This window comes from Pararhizobium capsulatum DSM 1112 (assembly GCF_030814475.1).
GTDB classification, from domain to species: domain Bacteria; phylum Pseudomonadota; class Alphaproteobacteria; order Rhizobiales; family Rhizobiaceae; genus Pararhizobium; species Pararhizobium capsulatum.
The window spans coordinates 857000-874249 of the sequence record NZ_JAUSVF010000002.1 but is presented as its reverse complement, the minus strand read 5'-3'; the positions used below and the strand labels follow the sequence as shown (position 1 = coordinate 874249).

Here is a 17250-nt window from a genome sequence, read left to right as displayed (position 1 = left end):
ATGGATATGACCCATCAAGGCACCGTGCCGCTCACGGCTCAGAAACGGCAATCGGCCTTTTCACGCCACCTGGCGGCCTATCTTTTCATCTCCCCGTGGATCCTGGGTTTTCTGTTCTTCACCCTCGGCCCGCTGATCTTCTCGTTGACGATGAGCTTCCACGACTGGCCGGTCGTGGGAGAGCGGACTTTCATCGGGTTCGAGAATTACCGCACCATGCTGTTTGACGATCCGCAGTTCTGGGAAAGCCTGTGGATCACGGTGAAGTTCGCGGCGATCTACGTGCCTTTCAACATCATCATTTCGTTCCTAGTTGCGCTGATGCTGCATCACGCCAATGCCTGGAGCGGCTTTTTCCGCACGGCCTTCTATCTGCCGAGCGTCATTTCCGGGGTCGCCCTCGTAACCATCTGGAGCTGGATCTACAGCCGCGAATACGGCCTGTTGAACTTCATGCTGTCCATGGTCGGCATCGACGGCCCGAACTGGCTGGGCGATCCCGCCCTGGCAATCGTCGCCATCATCATCGCCAGCCTCTGGGGTTTCGGCGGCACGATGCTGATCCTGCTCACCGGCCTAAAGGCGATCCCCACGGAACTCTATGAAGCCGCTACCGTATCGGGCGTACCGGGCTGGGCGCAGATGCTGTTCATTACCCTGCCGATGCTGGGGCCGATGCTGCTCTTCACCTTCATCACCTCGATCATCTCCGCCTTCCAGCAGCTGACGATCGCGCTGCTTTTGACCAAGGGCGGCCCGCTCGGCTCCACCTATTTCTTCGCCATGTATATCTACGATAACGCCTTCAAATATTTCGACATGGGATATGCGGCTGCAGGCTCCTGGGTGATGTTCCTGATCGTGCTCCTGCTCAGCCTGCTGGTCATGCGCTGGTCGTCCGCCTGGGTCTATTACGAAGGCGAAGTCCGTGAAAAGGGAGGCGACCGCGATGCGTAAGACGCTGCTGTATTCCGCCCTGATCCTGCTGTCGGCGTTGTTCATCGCGCCCTTCTACTGGACCTTCGTGACGGCCATCAAAAGCCAGGCCGATCTCTACCAGTTCCCGCCGGTCTTCTGGCCGTCGGAATGGCACTGGGAAAACTTTGCCACCGCCTGGAACAAGCAGCCCTTCGGCACCTACCTGCAGAACTCGCTGATCGTCGTGGTGCTGTCGACGATCGGGCAGCTTATCTCCTCGTCGCTTGTCGCTTACGGTTTTGCTCGCTTCCGCTTTCCGGGACGCGATCCGCTGTTCATCCTGCTGCTCGCCACCATGATGATCCCGTGGGACGTGAAGATGATCCCGCTCTACATGGAGTTCAACATGCTGGGCTGGATCAACACGCTGAAGCCCTTGATCGTGCCGTCCTATTTCGCCGATGCCTTTTTCGTCTTCCTGCTACGTCAGTACATCCTGACGGTGCCGGTCGAGATCGACGAAGCCGCGCGCATGGACGGGGCGAATGCCTTCGATATCTACTGGCGCATTCACCTGCCGCTGATGATGCCGGCGCTGGTGCTGGTCGGCACCTTCCATTTCATGAATGCCTGGAACGACTATCTCGGGCCGCTGATCTTCCTCAACGACCAGTCGATGTACACGCTGACGCTCGGCCTTTCGATGTTCAAGGGGCTGCATGAAGTAGACGTGACCTCGATTGCGGCAATTACCGTAATCCTCTGCCTGCCGCCGCTGGCACTCTTCTTCGCGGCGCAACGCTACATCATGGACGGTGCCGTCGGCTCGTCGGTCAAGGGATGAGCATGCTGTTCGATATCGATCATGTCCCGTTTAGCCGGCAGGGCCGCTTCCTCGCCCTCTCGATGATGAAGGTACCGGGCGGGGAGGGCGAGCGTGCCCTCTATCTACGGTTCGTTGCCGGCGGCGACGAGCGGCCGTCACTGGGCCGTCTTTGCCGGACGGAGTTTTTCGATGCGGACGGCACTGCGGTTCAGCCGGATTTCGAACTGTCGCCGGAGCAACTGGTCGCGCGTGCAGGGGATGGCGAAATCGCCTTCGTGATCGGCGAGGGAGAACGGCTTCATGTCCGTGGTGCGCAGATGGGCGTGCGCTTCCACCTTGAAGGCTCGCGCTACGACTATGTCTACAGGACACCGCAAAACGAGCAATGCCTTGTCGCTGCCGTTGAGAACGTCAAGTTCATCCCGCGTGCTCTCGGCGGTGATCTCGATGTCACCGGCGCTTGGCAGCGTGATCATTCGGAAAAGGTGAACTTCGCCTTTTCCGGTACCGAGGCCTTTGAAGGCAATGTCGATTTCTTCCGCACCGTGCCGTCGGCGGATCGTCCCGGCACCTTTGAGGATGCGCTCGCAAGCGTACGGGCTGACTTTGCCGCGTGGCACGGGCGTATGCCGCGGGACATCGCCGGCCACGAACAGGCGCATCGTCTGGCAAGTTACCTGCTCTGGGCCAACGGCGTTCCCGCCGGTGGTGCACTGACGCGGCCGGCGATCTACATGTCCAAGAACCACATGATCAACATCTGGAGCTGGGACAACGCCTTCTCCGCGCTCGGCGTTGCCAGCGTCGACCCGGCGCTGGCCTTCGACCAGTTCGCCGTCATCTTCGACCATCAGGATGCCTCGGGCCTGCTGCCGGATTATATCAACGACCGCGACGTGCTCTTCGCCTTTACCAAGCCACCCGTGCATGGTTGGGCAATTTCGCTGATCGAGGCAATGCAGCCCGGCTTCCTGACGGCCGAGCGCAAGGCGTATCTGAAAGACAAAATCGGCAGACAGGTCGATTACTGGCCGACCCATGCACGCGCGGATGCCGACGGCCTTCCCGCCTATTTCCACGGCAATGACAGCGGCTGGGACAATGCTACATTCTTTGCCGAAGGTGGACCGGTCGTCACACCCGATCTGCCGACGTTCCTCATTCTCGCCTGCGACGTGCTTGCCGAACATCTGGAGGACGACGCCACGCGGGCTGCTGAATGGCGCGCGAAAGCGGATCAGCTGCAGACCTTGCTCGTCGAACAGCTCTGGACCGGCGAAACATTTTGCGCACGGCTGGTCGCTGATCCTGAGAGAGTCCTGCCCAACCGGAACCTCATTCAGTTCATGCCGCTGTTGCTCGGAAAACGCCTGCCGCGCGACATGAAGCAGAAGCTGGTGACACGGCTTGCCGATGGCGGCTTCATCACCGAATGGGGGCCGGCGACCGAAAGTCCTGATAGTCCGCTCTACGAAGACGATGGCTACTGGCGCGGCCCGATCTGGGCGCCGACGACGCTGCTGCTGTGGGACGGCCTGCGCAGGCAAGGAGAAGTGGAACTTGCGCGGAAAATCGCGGAAAAGTTCTGTTCTCTGGCGGCCAAAAGCGGTATGGCCGAAAACTTCGATGCCCGGTCGGGGAGGGGATTGCGCGATCGGGCTTTTGCCTGGACGTCCGCCGTCTATATCCTCCTCTCCGCCTCCCTCAATCCTTACCAGCCCTAGCGAGCCGTCATGCAGAGACCGACGATCAAGACCATCGCGCTGGAGACCGGCCTCTCGATTGCCACGGTGTCGAAGGCGCTGAAGCATTCGCCACAGGTGCGTCCGGAAACCCGCGCCATCGTCGTCGAGGCAGCCGAGCGCGTCGGTTACGAACTCAACATGCACGGCGTGCAGCTGCGCACCGGCAAGACCTATCAGGTCGCCGCGATCATGACGGCGCCGGGACCGAAGCAGAACGAGTGGGAGGGCGTCGAATACGCCCAGCTTTTGAGCGGCATTTCCTGGGCGCTGGAAGAAAGCCCCTACCGCGTCTCGCTCTATGCCGTTCGCAGCTTCGAAGAGAGCCTTGCGACCATCCGCCAGATCGTCTCCCTGAAGAAGGCCGACGGCATCATCGTTTCCGGCACCCGTTCGGACGATCCGCGCGTGCGCATCATGCAGGACGCCGATTTTCCCTTCGTCACCTACGGCACGACGATCCACAATGCTCCCCACGCCTTTGTCGATGCCGACAACGAGCAGATGATCCGCCTCTCCGTGGCGCGGCTGGCCGAGCGTGGTCACCGCCGCATCGCGCTGATCAATCCGCTGTCGGACCTGACCTACGCGATTACCCGGCTGGAAGCCTATCGGCGTGCCCTGGAGATCGCCGGTCTGTCGTTCGACCCGGCCCTTGTCGCCCATGGCCAGCTGACGCCCGCCTTCGGGCGCGAAAGCGTGCTGACCATGTCGCATCTTACTGCCCCGCCGACCGCCTATATCTGCGCCAACGAAGCCTCGGCGCTCGGTGCCTTCTCCGGCTTCCACGAACGCGGACTGGTGCATGGGCGCGATGCGGTGATCAACGCGACGGATGACCTCAATGTCAGCCAGTATTTCGCCCCGCCGATAACCACCTATTTCCTGCCGATCCACCAGCCGAGCGAGCTGTTGGGGAGTTACATCCTGCGTCGCATGGAAGGCGAGCCGCCGGAAGCGCTGCAGGCGTTGATTATGCCCGAACTGATTGAGCGTTCGGATGATCGTGTGATGCCGAATGGCTGATTTTCCGGCCGCCGTTTATTGGCGGTGCCCGTATCTCATGAGGTTTTGGGCGGTCATCAGCGAGCGCTAGATGGCGACGTCCAAGCGCCCGTTGCTGCATTTGCCCTTGCGGGGAAAATAGAAATAAAAACGTTTATATTTTGTCTTGAAAACGTTTATATCACTTGTTATCACTGCATCGGAAGCCAAGGACGCGCTTGCGTACCGCCGTATTGCGAAACCAGTATGGCGTGTTTGCGCTCGGTGGTTGGGAAGGATTTGGTCGCGTTGTTGCCGGGAGTGGCGGGCGTCGACGGTTGAGGAGGAAGACATGAAGAAATTTTTTGCGACTGTCGCGTTTGCCGTCTTTGCGGCTGGTGCAGCCCATGCAGCCGATCTTGGCGGCAAGCTGATCAAGGTGGGCTCGGATACCACCTCGCCGCCGATGGAAAGCGTCGATCCGGCCTCCGGCCAGATCGTCGGCTTCGATGTCGACGTGGTCAACGCCATCTGCGCCAAGATCAACTGTCAGGCCGAATTCGTCACGACCGGCTGGGACGGCATCTTCGCCGCCCTCGACCAGGGCAATTTCGATCTCGTGGCCTCGGGCGTGTCGATTACCGCAGAGCGCCAGAAGGCGATGGATTTCTCCGATCCCTACATCGTCAACAGCCAGGCGGTGCTGACCCGCGCCGAAGACCAGAATGTGTCGCTCGACCAGTTTAAGTCTGAAGGTCGCAAGCTTGCCGCCCAGGCCAACACCACGGATGCGCAGGTTGCCGAAGGTGTTGTCGGCAAGGAAAACGTTGCTGCATATGACAGCTTCAGCGCCGCAATCATCGCGCTCAAGAACAGGGACGTCGACGGCGTTGTCATCAACGGCGCCAATGCGGCGGCCTACGAGCGCGAGTTTGCCGGCGACTTGGTTGCGGCGATCAAGGATCTTGAATCCGATCCGCTCGGCCTCGTCTTCCGCAAGGGCGACGAGAACGTCGCGGCCTTCAACGAAGGCCTGAAGGCGATTAAGGACGATGGCACGATGGATCAGCTCGTCGCCAAATACTGGGGTCTCAAGTAAGGCTTTGAACGGGAGCGCTTAAGCCGCGCTCCCGCTATTGTTTTGCTGGCGCTGGAGGCCGGAATGTCGTTCATCAGAAGCATAAGACCCAGCAATCTGGTCATCCTCGCCGCGCTGCCCTTCATCGTCTATCTGTTCGCCTCTTCCGCGGACTATCAGCGGTCGCTGCGTGCCATTCTTGGCGTGGAGCTTGGGTCGTCCGCCTTCGTGCCGGGCTTCCTGCTGCTTGCCGTCGCCTTTTCCGCCGGTTTTGCCGTTCTCATCCTGTCGCGCATGAAGGTTGCGCGGCCGCGCCTGACCTTGGCCGTCGGGGTCGCCGGCCTATTGGCAACAGCCGCCATTCTCGCCGGCAATCTCGTCCATCCCTTTATCGCGTCAGTCGTCGCGAACGGCGTCGATTCTTTCAAATCCGATCTCGTGGTCAAGGGCGCGACGCCGCGGCAGCTGACGGAAGCGGCGGACCTGATGGTGCGTCAGGTGGAGGCCTGGGTCTGGCCCACTTACGCTGTTTTGTTGGCCGCCGGTCTCGGCCTGCTGTTTGCGGGCAGCCGTGCGGAGGCTCCCGTCGAGAGCGTTGTTCGCCGGGCTGGCTGCTGGCTGCTTGGTCTCATCAACGGCGCCGGCCTCGCCTTCGTCTTTCTCTTTGCCCATCTCGCCTTTGCTTCGGGTCTTGCGACCACGATCCGGGCGGCGATCGCGGCCTATATTCTCGCGGCCATTCTGGGGCTCGTCTGGGTCGGTCTCCTCAAACTGCGCTACACCCGCGCAGTCCTCTTCATCTTCGTGGCGACGGCGCTTGTCTTTGCCGCCTTTTCCGCGTGGTTCCTGCTGCAGCCGCGTGACGGCTATGTTCTCGCCGGCACGCTGGATGGCAAGGTAGGCATCATCACTAACACGCCTTCGGGCCTGATCGGCGCCGTGCGTTTCGGCCAGTATGAAGGTGGACCGACGACCGAAACGCCAGTGCGCACTTTCGTGAGCCCCGAGCAGGCGATCGAGGCCATCGGCAAAAAGCAGGATGTCAGCGGCGCGCTGCTGCCTGAGGCCTCCGTCCCCGCCGACTGGCCGCGCATCTGGCGCACCGAAGCACTGAACGACCGTGACCGTGCGGCCGGCATCACGCTGGCGGTGATCGCGATCATCACGGGGCTTCTCACGCTCGGTGGCTTCCTGCATCATCGCCATCCGCTGTCGATCGGTTCCGAATTCATCGTCGATACGATCCGCGGTATTCCGATGCTGGTGATCGTGCTCTATGTCGGCCTGCCGCTCTCCGGCGCGCTGAAGGATGCGACGGCCGGCGTCTTCGATCCGCCCAATCTGGTGCGCGGTATCGTCGCCATGGCGATTGCCTATTCCGCCTATCTTGCCGAAATCTTCCGCTCGGGCATCAATGCAATCCCCGCCGGTCAGATCGAGGCGGCGGCAAGCATGGGTCTCAGCCGCTGGCAGACAGCGCGGCTGATCATCCTGCCGCAGGCGTTTCGCATCGTCATTCCGCCTCTCGGCAACGAGCTGATCGCGATCCTCAAGGACACGTCGCTGCTGTCGATCCTGTCGATCCGCGACATCACCCAGCGTATGCGCGAGTTCCAGTCGGCCAGCTTCCTACCCTTTGCGCCCTATAACTCCGCAGCCATCCTCTACATCCTGCTGACGCTGGCAGCCGCAAGCCTCATCAGCCTCATCGAGAAGAAATATGACGTCAAGCACCGCTGATATCGGGGCAAGCCCCCTCGGCACGGTGCTGGTCACCGGTGCTTCGCGCGGGCTCGGCCGTGCGCTTGCCGAAGCCTATGCCGCCGGCGGCTGGCGGGTGATCGCCTGCGTGCGGCAGGTGCCGGAGGGGGGGCTCGGCTCGATGCTGTGCGAAGCGCTCGACGTGGCGGATGCGGCTTCGATCGAAGCGCTGGGACGCCGGCTTGAAGGGGAGGCGATCGACATCGTCATCAACAATGCCGCCATACGCGGTGACGTCGGTGGCCTGTCGTCGCTGGAGACGAATGATTTTCTGGAGGTCATGCGCATCAATGCGCTGGCGCCTCTACTGGTCGCAAGAGCCCTCAAGCCAAACCTCCTCGCCGCTCAGCGTCGGGTGCTGGTCAGCATCAGCAGCCGCGCCGGCTCGCTCGCCGAAGGCACGCTTGATGACGATGATGGCGACTATGCCTATCGATGCTCCAAGGCGGCGCTGAACATGGCGACGGTGAAGCTGGCGCAGGATTTTCGATCCGATGGCATCGCCGTCATCTCGTTGCATCCGGGCTGGGTGCGCACAGACATGGGCGGCGCGCAGGCGCAGCTTGCAGTGGCAGAAAGTGTCGCCGGGCTGAAGGCGCTGATCGATCAAACGACAATGGCCGACACCGGAAGCTTCCGGGCTTACGACGGCAAGACGGTATCCTGGTAAAGGAAGGGCGGATAATGACCGAAGCGATAAGAAAGCACGACGGCGAGATCGAGGCGATCGATGCCCTGCTGCGTGACAGCTACGGCATCGCCGGCAGGATCACAGCGCTCCCCGGCGAACACGATCTCAACTACCGGATCGAGGCTGCGGACGGCGCCCGCTACCTGCTCAAGCTGCACGCACCGGGCGAAGCCGATGATCTCGGCATGCAGATGGCGGTGCTTGATCATCTGTCAGAGGCCGCTCCTCATCTGTCGGTCTCGCGTGCGCTGCCGGATAGGGCGGGAGCGGCCTCTATCACCACTGAGTTGCGCGGGCCGCGGACGGCACGGCTTCTGACATGGCTTCCGGGCGATGTCTGGTCGCGATCCGCTGCCCGTAATATGGAGAGTGCCGTGACCCTTGGCCGGCTGTTGGGCGAGCTGGATCGCAGCCTCGAAGGCTTCTCCCATGCCGGCGCAAAGCGCATCTATGGCTGGGATATCGGCCGCGCCGACATGCACCTCGAAAATCTCGTCTTCATCGATGATGCCGGCAAGCGCGCTGGCGTGCGGGGCATCCTCGAGCGCTTCGTCAACAACGTGCTGCCGCGCCTCGAAGCCTGCCCACGCCAGGTCATCCACAACGATGCCAATGATTACAATGTGCTGCTCGATGCAGAGGGCCGTGTCAGCGGCCTGCTCGATTTCGGCGACATGGTCGAGACATGGCGCGTCATCGAGATCGCCGTTGCCGGCGCCTATGCGCTGATCGGCACGCCTGATCCCGTCGAGACGGTCGCCCGCCTTGCGGGTGCCTATCATGCCGCCAATGCGATCAGCGAAACCGAAGCGGAGCTGATCTTCGATCTGGTCTGCACCCGCTATGCCGTCAGCATGTGCATGGCCGCCAAGCAGATCCGCGACAACCCGGAAAACACCTATCTGCTGGTCAGCCAGGAGGATGTCTGGCGCGAACTGCAGCGTCTTCAACGCGAGAACCGGAAGGTCGCGATCGCCCGCATTCGCGATGCCTGCGGTTTCTCACCCATCCCGCATGCAGCACGCGTCGAGCGCTGGCTGGAGCGCAATGCCCATGATTTCGCCGCTATCATACGGCCGGCTGTCACGAAGCCCAAGGTGATGGCCCTCGACCTCACGGCCATGAGTTCGGATGCCGAAGCCTGGGCTACGCTCGATGCTGATGGCGCCGAGCGGCTGATCGATGAGCGCGCAGCACAGGCCGGCGCCGATTTTGCCATCGGCCTCTACGGCGAGGACCGCTCCGTCTACAAGGGCGATGCCTTCGAGACCGCCTCGGTCGGCACCCGGCGCACGGTGCATCTCGGCATCGACATCTTTGCGCCCGCTCACGAGCTGGTGCATGCCCCTTTCGCCGGCACGGTCGCCTTTATCCATGACGATGCCGTCGATTTCGGTTTCGGCCCGACGGTTCTGCTCGAACATCGCACCGATGAGGGCGATGTCTTCTGGACGCTGTATGGTCATCTCTCCCGCCAGAGCGTCCAGAAACTTTTCGTAGGACAGGCCATTTCCGTGGGCGAAGCCTTCTGTAATTTCGGTGCCTCCTCCGAAAACGGCAACTGGTCTCCCCACCTGCATTTCCAGATCGTCACCGATCATCTCGGCCTCGGTGGCGAGATGCACGGCGTCGGCGTGCGCAACCAGTGGCAGGTCTGGCAGTCGATCAGCCCCGACCCGAGCGTCGTTTTCGGCTTTTCCACGCCGGCATCGGTTATCGTTATCAGGGACAAGGATTTCCTCGTCCGCGAACGTCATCGCCGCATCGGCCGCTCGCTGAGCATCGCCTATTCTGCGGAGCCGCTGAAGATCGTCGGTGGCGAGGGGGCTTACCTCATCGATGAGGCCGGCACACGCTGGCTCGACATGGTCAACAATGTCTGCCACGTCGGCCATTGCCATCCGCGCGTCGTCAAGGCGGCGCAGGCGCAGATGGGCAAGCTCAATACCAATTCACGCTACCTGCACGACGGGCTGGTCGAATATTCCCGTCGGCTGACGGCTCTGTTCCCTGATCCGCTGAATGTCTGCTTCTTCGTCAACTCCGGCAGCGAGGCAAACGATCTTGCGATGCGGCTGGCGCGCGCCTACACCGGCAACCGCGATATCATCACCGTCGATCACGCCTATCATGGGCACCTGTCGAGCATGATCGACGTCAGCCCCTACAAGTTCGCCGGCAAGGGCGGTGAGGGACGTCCTGCGCATGTGCGCGTCGCCGAGATGCCGGACCTCTATCGCGGCCGCTTCCGCTCTGGCGATGCCGATGCCGGCCGTAAATACGCTGAAGATGTGCGGTTTCAGGTGGAAGCCCTCTCGGCGGAAGGTCGCAAACCGGCGCTGTTCTTTAGCGAAGGCATTCTCGGTACCGGCGGCCAGCTGCCGCTTCCCGACAGTTACCTGAAGCACGCCTACGCCCATGTGCGGGCCGCGGGTGGTCTTTGCCTAGCGGACGAAGTGCAGGTCGGCTTCGGCCGGGTCGGTAGCCATATGTGGGCGCATGAGACGCAAGGCGTGGTGCCGGATATCGTTACCCTCGGCAAGCCGATCGGCAACGGCCATCCGATGGCCGCCGTCATCACCACCGAGGAAATCGCGGCGTCCTTCGCCAATGGCATGGAATACTTCAACACCTTCGGCGGCAATCCCGTATCCGCCGAGATCGGCCTCGCCGTGCTGGATGTCATCCGTGACGAGCGGCTGATGCATCATTGCCGTGTCATTGGCGACCGGCTGATGGACGGCGCTCGCGCGCTGGCCGAGCGCCATTCGATCATCGGCGATGTGCGCGGCTACGGCCTGTTCAACGGCATCGAGCTGGTGCGCGATCGCGAAACGCTGGAGCCGGCGGCTGAAGAGCTTGATTTCGTCATCGCCCGGATGAAGCGGAAGCACCACATTCTGCTGTCGAGCGAAGGCCCGCACCACAACGTCCTGAAGGTCAAGCCGCCGGCACCCTTCAGCGCTGAGGATTGCGACCGCTTCCTCGCCGCACTCGACGAAACATTGACTGAACTGACGGGCTGAAGAGCACCCGTCCCACGAGACTTCTCCGGAAAGTTGCTGCGCGATCTAAACGTTTACATCGCGAACAAGGCACCCGGAGCCTGAAATGATGAAGGACTGAAAATGCACAAGCCGCTTATCCGACAGAACCGTTTCGATGCCAGCCGGCAGGATGCCGACATGCTGGAACTCGGCGTCTGCTATTATCCGGAGCAGTGGCCGCGGGAGAAATGGGACGAGGATGCGCGCCGCATGGTGGAGCTTGGGCTTGCCTGGGTGCGCATCGGCGAATTCGCCTGGTCAAAGATCGAGCCGCAATCCGGCGTCTTGCACTGGGAGTGGATGGACGAGGCGATCGAGGTGCTCGGCAATGCTGGCCTTAAGGTGATCCTGGGAACGCCGACCGCCGCACCGCCGAAGTGGCTGGTGGATCGCTACCCGGATATCCTGCCCGTGGGCGAGAACGGCGTTGTCAGAAAGTTCGGCGCCCGCCGGCATTACTGTTTCTCCAGCCGCCGCTACCGTGTCGAAGCGGCCCGCATCACCGAGATGATGGTGCGTCGCTACGGCGAAAACCCGTTCGTGCATGCCTGGCAGACGGACAACGAATATGGTGATCACGATACGATCCATAGCTATTCTGACGAAGCCAAGCTTGCCTTCCGCGAATGGCTTGCCGCGCGTTACGACACGATCGAGGAGATGAACCGCGCCTGGGGCACCTCCTTCTGGAGCATGCACTACAACAGCTTCGAGGAAATCGATCTTCCCAACAACCTCGTCGAGGAGCCGACGCCAACCCATCTCGTCGACTATTACCGCTTCTCGTCGGATCAGGTGAAGAGCTTCAACAAGGCGCAGGTCGATATCATCCGCGCCCATTCGCCCGGTCGTCCCGTCACCCACAATTTCATGTCGCAGAACACCGACTTCGATCACCACAAGCTGGGTGAGGATATCGATATCGCTTCCTGGGACGTCTATCCGATGGGTGGTCTCATCAACGGCCGCCTAAGCCCGGAGACCAAGGCGCGCTACCTGCGCGTCGGCGATCCCGACCAGCCCTCCTTCAACCACGATCTCTACCGCGCCGTCGGCCGTGGCCGCGTTTGGGTGATGGAGCAGCAGCCGGGTCCGGTCAATTGGGCAGCACACAACCAGTCGCCTGCCGATGGCATGGTGCGGCTGTGGACCTGGCTTGCCTATGCGCATGGCGTCGATATGGTCTCCTACTTCCGCTGGCGCCAGGCACCCTTTGCACAGGAGCAGTTTCATGCCGGCCTGCTGCTGCCGAACAGCGAGGAAGATCAGGGATATGTCGAAGTGGCGCAGGTGGCCGAAGAAATGAAGAGGTTGCCGAAGGGGGAGGTAAAGGCCAAGGCTTCGATTGCCATCCTCCTCGACTATGAATCCCGTTTTGCCACCCGCGCTTTGCCGCAGGGCCGCGGCTATGTCGCCTCGGCCATCGCACTCGACTGGTATTCGGCCGTCGCCCGTCTTGGCGTCGACGTGGATTTCATCGGCCAGCATTCCGATGTCGAAGGCTACAAGCTCTTGCTGGCACCTGATCTCGTCATCCCGGATGCGGATTTCATCGCCCGCCTCAAATCTTCGGGCGCCAAGGCGCTGTTCGGCGCCCGCAGCGGCAGCAAGACCCGCGACATGCACATTCCGGCCGATCTTCCGCCCGGCCCGCTGGGCGATCTCCTCGATTTCCGCGTCGCCCGCGTCGAATCCCTGCCGGATTTCCACCGCGAAACCGTGCTCTATGGCAACACCAGCCACCAGACGACCGGCTGGCGCGAGACAATCCGCACCACGGAGACGGTTCTCGCCACCTTCGAAGGCGATCATCGCCCGGGTACGCCGGCCGTGATCGGCAACGACAAGGCGCGTTACTGCGCAACGCTTCCGCGCGGCGAGTTCCTGTCGAAGCTGATGGGCGACACGTTGGGCTGGGCCGGTGTCGAGGGCTTGCCGGACCTCGGTGATCTCCGGATTGCTCGCCGTGGAAACCTGCACTTCGCCTTCAATTATGGCGGCGTTACCGCGACCGTGCCGGCGGCGGATGATGCGACGTTCCTCGTCGGGGGGCGTGACCTTGCGCCGGTGGACGTGGCGATCTGGACGCAAAGCTAAAGGCATAGAGGTGAAGGCAGTCGAGATTTCCTGATATGCAAGCGGGTCGGCCTTGGCTGGCCCGCAACAGGTCACATTGGGTCAATTGCAACCAATTTCATCGATCAACGCATCAAATTCTCAATGTCGATTTCGTACATTTTAATACATTCTGATGTATGAAAGTTGTAACGACGTTGGAGGGGGCGGTGGTCAAGAGAATTGAAAAGCACGAGCTTCGGGTTGGGATGTATATCGAAGCTTTGGAAGGCATGTGGTTGAATAGTCCAACGTCTGAGCGGCGTTTTCTTGTAAGCCGCCAGCGCGACGTGGAGGTGCTGAAGGCAAGCGATGTAACGGGCATCTACATTAATACCTCCAAGGGCCTGGACAGGGATGGACGACGGCCGAATAGCGCGGCTTCGGCAAACGGCCGGGAGGAGGCCGCCGGCAATGTCGTTCAACTTGAAAAGCAGCGCGCGACAGCCAAGGTTCTTCAGGAGTCGGTAGCCAGCCTGGAGAGTGTTTTCCTTGCAAGTCAAAGCGGTGCAGAGCTTGATACCGAGGCTTGCATGGCGGTGGCTGGAGAGATTGCCAATTCGGTCAAGGATGGTCCCTCCATTCTTCTTGGCATGACGCGGCTGAAATCGAAAGACAAGGTGACGTTCCTTCATTCCATCGCGGTGTCGGCGCTTCTTGTCCACCTTGGCCGGGAAATGGCTTTCGATGAGGCCACGGTTCGTTGCCTGGGGCTTGCGGGCCTCGTGCATGATATCGGCAAGCTTGCCATTCCGGTGGAGGTCCTGCAGAAGCCTTCCGGTTTGACGGAGGAAGAGCGCGCCCTGATCATGAACCACACCGTGCTCGGTCACGAGATTCTTGTGCAGCAGGGGCAGCTGCCGGACCTCGTTCTCGATATCTGTCTCAACCATCATGAGCGCGTCGACGGCAAGGGCTACCCCAACAGGGTTCCCGGAGCAAACCTGTCTATCTTCGCACGCATGGCTGCAATTTGTGATGTCTACGAGGCGACTACCTCGGTGCGCCCCTACAAGGAGCCGTGGTCGTCGAAATATGCTTTCAACTGGATGCTCCAGAGAGAAGGGCATTTCGACCACCAGCTATTGTGGCGGTTTATCTTGAGTTTTGACGCAACGGATCAGCGGGAAACCGCCTGACATGCGGGTTGCTGGGAGGGATTTAATTACCCGAAACCCGATTGCCGTCGAGCCGCTCAAATTAGGCGCGCGACGAGTTTTTGCACCAGAGCCCGGCCGTCGATGTTCGCGTTGATTCGGAGCTTGATCTCGGAATCGGGCGAGCTTAGTTTGTGGTCTTGCTGCGCGCTATGGGCGCTATGGCAAGATGAAGGGTTGCGGAAAACTAATCGTTTAGTTCCATATACAACCAATCGTTATTCAGTCCTCAGACATCACTCCGCTGCGCGATTCAAGTCGATAGCGGTTACCAGGATAAACGAGACGCGCGAAGGAAACGGCGCGTTTTGACGACCATGTGCGCCGGCGGATCAGCAGGCACGGCTCAGTGCGCAGGATTACCAGCAGCTTGCATTCCCAAGGCTGCGGCATTGCAGCTTCGACGATATGTTCGGATCCGCTCAAAGGCGCCTCCGCCGTTAGATAGGCGTTGGGCGTCAGCGTGGTGAAATCCTGATCGAGGTAACCGGGCGCAGCCTCGGGGTTCACAAAACGATCCTCAATCTGGACGGGAACGCCGTTTTCGCTGTGTACGATCAGCGAATGAAACACGTCTGCGCCGATCTGCAGTCCAAGGGCGTCGGCGACATCCGGGGAGGCTTTCTCGTTTGCCAGAACGATCACGGAGGCCTGATGCGTATGGCCTCGCTCGTTGATTTCCTCGGCAATGTTGCGCACTTCGAACAGTTCGGAATAGCCCTTCCGCTCGGCCACAAAGGAACCGACGCCCTGGATGCGGACAAGTTCGCCTTCGCTCGCCAGCTCGCGGAGCGCCCGGTTGGCGGTCATCTTGCTGACCCCAAGTTCCGCCACCAGTTCGTTCTCCGAGGGAACCCTGTGTTTCGGGGGCCATTCGCCGCTCTGTATGCGGTCGAGGATCATCTGCTTGACGCCGGCATAGAGGGGGGCGCCGTCATTGTCGGCGGTGTCCCACTTCAGTTGAGTATTCGGTTCGTTGTTGCGCTTCATCTGCTCATTCCTTGGGCGAATATAAATTTGCATCCAAATGTGACCGACCTCTTGCATAGCATAAAAATATGCATATGGTACCATATACAACATGGATGTTCAGGATCATTTATCCGCATCCATCAGGCCCTTTGTAAAGCCGGCGCAAGATCGGTGGACGTTGTTGAAGATAAACCTCAGAGGACGAGAACATGACCCTTTCCAAATTCCTGATGGCGGGTGCCGTCGCTTTCGCAACCTTGTCTGCTCCCCTGGCGCAGGCCAAGGACTGGAAGACCGTGACGATCACGCTCGAGGGTGCCTATGCGCCCTGGAACCTGACCAATCCGGACGGCACGCTCGGCGGCTTCGAGCCTGAGCTTGCCAAATATCTCTGCGATCACATGAAAGTCGAGTGCACGCTCGTCGCGTCCGATTGGGACGGCATGATTCCGGCGCTCAATGCCGGCAAGTTCGACGTGATCATGGACGCGCTGTCGATCACCGATGAACGCAAGCAGATCATCGACTTCACCATTCCTTACGCCCATACCCACGCTGCTTTCGCGACGCTGAAGGATAGCCCGCTCGCCAATGCGGCCGGCACCGGCACGGTCATCAAGCTCGATCCGGGTGCGACTGGCGTCAAGGAAATCGATGCCATGAAGGAAGCCTTTGCCGGCAAGACGATCGGCATCCAGGCAGCGACCGTTTATTCGAAGTTCATCTATGACAACTTCGGCGATATCGCCACGGTGCGCGAATACAAGACCGGCGCGGAACGCGACCTCGATCTCGAAAGCGGCCGTATCGACCTCGTGTTCGACGATGCCGTCTACCTGATCTCCGCGTTCGAGAAAGCCAATGGCACACTCGGATTTACCGGCCCTGAAATCGGCGGCACGATCTTCGGGTCCGGCGAAGGCCTCGGCATCCGCCAGGCAGACACCGACCTGCGCGATATGTTCAACAAGGCTATCGAGGCAGCCCTTGCCGACGGCACCATCAAGACGCTGTCGATGAAGTGGTTCAAGACCGACGTAACCCCCTGATTGTAACGTGCCCGTCGCTTGCTATTTCGCTTGCGGCGGGCACACTTTGCTGCGACAGGCCGCTCCAATTTGATAATTGGTCCGGCCTTCCACTTCACCTGATCATCGGGAAGCCGGCCTTGCCTGAAACGAGGCCCGGAAACGACGGGATGCCTGCGGCATGGCACTATTTCAATTGATCGGATTTGGTCCCACCGGATGGGGCGGGCTGCTTCTCGTGGCGGCATTGATGACGCTGTGCGTTACCGCGGTGGCGCTTCTGATCGGCGCCATTATCGGTGCTCTTGTCGCAAGTGCAAAGCTATCCGCAAGCAAGACATTAAAAACTCTCGGCGGGATCTACACCACGGTGTTCCGGGGTGTTCCTGAACTGCTGATCATCTATCTCGTCTATTTCGGCGGATCGAGTGCGGTGACAGCCATCGGCAAGGCGATGGGGTACGAGGGCTTTCTCGGCCTTCCTTCCTTCGTGGCCGGTTCGCTTGCCGTCGGCATCATCTCGGGGGCCTATCAGGCGGAAGTGTTTCGCGGGGCGTTTCTCGCCATTCCCAAGGGCGAGCTGGAAGCAGCACAGGCGATCGGCATGAACCGGGGCTTGCGCTTGCGCCGCATCATCGGCCCGCAGGTCTTCCGCTTTGCGATCCCGGGTATCGGCAATGTCTGGCAGCTCAGCCTCAAGGACTCGGCGCTGGTATCGGTCACCGGTCTTGCCGACCTGATGCGCACCAGCCAGGTCGCGGCAGGCTCCACACGACAGCATTTCGTCTTCTTCATCGTCGGCGGCTGCCTCTATCTGATCCTGACAAGTTTCTCCGACCGGCTTTTCACCAGCGCCGAAAAACGCGCCAACCGCAGCATGCCGACCAGTCTCGGCCAGGCCTGATCAACCCAAGCCCGATCAAGGAGAATA

Annotated in this window: 13 protein-coding genes; 12 read left to right on the top strand and 1 reads right to left on the bottom strand. The window is 60.8% G+C overall.

Annotated elements, in window-relative coordinates; translation table 11 throughout:
- The 10 genes from QO002_RS24365 (at position 1) to QO002_RS24320 (ending at position 14301) form a co-directional block, all read left to right on the top strand.
- Positions 1-957, top strand: coding sequence for a carbohydrate ABC transporter permease (locus QO002_RS24365; protein ID WP_370878575.1), 957 nt, complete (start codon positions 1-3; stop codon positions 955-957).
- Positions 950-1762 carry a carbohydrate ABC transporter permease gene (locus tag QO002_RS24360; RefSeq protein ID WP_307234714.1) on the top strand — a complete coding sequence of 271 codons (813 nt, stop codon included), beginning with the start codon at positions 950-952 and terminating at the stop codon, positions 1760-1762. The genes QO002_RS24365 and QO002_RS24360 overlap by 8 nt, the downstream gene beginning before the upstream one ends.
- A 2-nt stretch (positions 1763-1764) precedes the next feature.
- The gene (locus QO002_RS24355) at positions 1765-3468 is read left to right on the top strand and encodes an amylo-alpha-1,6-glucosidase (protein WP_307234712.1); all 1704 of its coding nucleotides are present in this window, start codon (positions 1765-1767) and stop codon (positions 3466-3468) included.
- A 9-nt stretch (positions 3469-3477) separates the two neighbouring features.
- The gene (locus tag QO002_RS24350; RefSeq protein WP_307234710.1) at positions 3478-4512 is read left to right on the top strand and encodes a LacI family DNA-binding transcriptional regulator; all 1035 of its coding nucleotides are present in this window, start codon (positions 3478-3480) and stop codon (positions 4510-4512) included.
- A gap of 310 nt (positions 4513-4822) precedes the next feature.
- On the top strand, positions 4823-5569 hold the full coding sequence (locus tag QO002_RS24345; RefSeq protein ID WP_307234707.1) for a transporter substrate-binding domain-containing protein: 747 nt from the start codon (positions 4823-4825) through the stop codon (positions 5567-5569).
- 63 nt (positions 5570-5632) lie between these two features.
- A complete protein-coding gene (locus QO002_RS24340; RefSeq protein WP_307234705.1) occupies positions 5633-7288 on the top strand; it encodes an amino acid ABC transporter permease in 1656 nt (551 codons plus the stop codon).
- Between the two features lie 25 nt (positions 7289-7313).
- A complete protein-coding gene (locus QO002_RS24335; protein WP_307235067.1) occupies positions 7314-7979 on the top strand; it encodes an SDR family oxidoreductase in 666 nt (221 codons plus the stop codon).
- Positions 7980-7993: 14 nt separating this feature from the next.
- Positions 7994-11026, top strand: a complete 3033-nt coding sequence (locus tag QO002_RS24330; protein ID WP_307234703.1) for an aminotransferase class III-fold pyridoxal phosphate-dependent enzyme — start codon at positions 7994-7996, stop codon at positions 11024-11026.
- Positions 11027-11128: 102 nt separating this feature from the next.
- Entirely contained in the window at positions 11129-13144 is a 2016-nt protein-coding gene (locus tag QO002_RS24325; protein ID WP_307234701.1) for a beta-galactosidase, read from the top strand.
- A 188-nt stretch (positions 13145-13332) separates the two neighbouring features.
- A complete protein-coding gene (locus QO002_RS24320) occupies positions 13333-14301 on the top strand; it encodes an HD-GYP domain-containing protein (protein WP_307234699.1) in 969 nt (322 codons plus the stop codon).
- Positions 14302-14541: 240 nt separating this feature from the next.
- On the opposite strand, the gene hutC is transcribed toward QO002_RS24320, so the two are convergent.
- On the bottom strand, positions 14542-15309 hold the full coding sequence (hutC, locus tag QO002_RS24315) for a histidine utilization transcriptional repressor HutC (RefSeq protein WP_307234697.1): 768 nt from the start codon (positions 15307-15309) through the stop codon (positions 14542-14544).
- Between the two features lie 212 nt (positions 15310-15521).
- Between hutC and QO002_RS24310 the strand changes: the two genes are divergently transcribed.
- Together QO002_RS24310 and QO002_RS24305 are read left to right on the top strand one after the other, a co-directional pair.
- Positions 15522-16340 (top strand): transporter substrate-binding domain-containing protein, encoded by an 819-nt coding sequence (locus QO002_RS24310; protein WP_370878592.1) that lies wholly within the window; start codon positions 15522-15524, stop codon positions 16338-16340.
- A 160-nt stretch (positions 16341-16500) separates the two neighbouring features.
- On the top strand, positions 16501-17223 hold the full coding sequence (locus QO002_RS24305; protein ID WP_307234693.1) for an ABC transporter permease: 723 nt from the start codon (positions 16501-16503) through the stop codon (positions 17221-17223).
- Positions 17224-17250 lie beyond the last annotated feature (27 nt).

Excerpts from the sequence above, each read along its gene's own strand:
- QO002_RS24310 (WP_370878592.1), top strand. The coding sequence starts at position 15,522 with ATGGCGGGTGCCGTCGCTTTCGCAACCTTGTCTGCTCCCCTGGCGCAG.
- QO002_RS24340 (WP_307234705.1), top strand. The coding sequence starts at position 5,633 with ATGTCGTTCATCAGAAGCATAAGACCCAGCAATCTGGTCATCCTCGCC.
- QO002_RS24360 (WP_307234714.1), top strand. The coding sequence starts at position 950 with ATGCGTAAGACGCTGCTGTATTCCGCCCTGATCCTGCTGTCGGCGTTG.
- QO002_RS24330 (WP_307234703.1), top strand. The coding sequence starts at position 7,994 with ATGACCGAAGCGATAAGAAAGCACGACGGCGAGATCGAGGCGATCGAT.
- QO002_RS24365 (WP_370878575.1), top strand. The coding sequence starts at position 1 with ATGGATATGACCCATCAAGGCACCGTGCCGCTCACGGCTCAGAAACGG.
- QO002_RS24305 (WP_307234693.1), top strand. The coding sequence starts at position 16,501 with ATGGCACTATTTCAATTGATCGGATTTGGTCCCACCGGATGGGGCGGG.
- hutC (WP_307234697.1), bottom strand. The coding sequence starts at position 15,309 with ATGAAGCGCAACAACGAACCGAATACTCAACTGAAGTGGGACACCGCC.
- QO002_RS24355 (WP_307234712.1), top strand. The coding sequence starts at position 1,765 with ATGCTGTTCGATATCGATCATGTCCCGTTTAGCCGGCAGGGCCGCTTC.
- QO002_RS24350 (WP_307234710.1), top strand. The coding sequence starts at position 3,478 with ATGCAGAGACCGACGATCAAGACCATCGCGCTGGAGACCGGCCTCTCG.
- QO002_RS24325 (WP_307234701.1), top strand. The coding sequence starts at position 11,129 with ATGCACAAGCCGCTTATCCGACAGAACCGTTTCGATGCCAGCCGGCAG.
- QO002_RS24345 (WP_307234707.1), top strand. The coding sequence starts at position 4,823 with ATGAAGAAATTTTTTGCGACTGTCGCGTTTGCCGTCTTTGCGGCTGGT.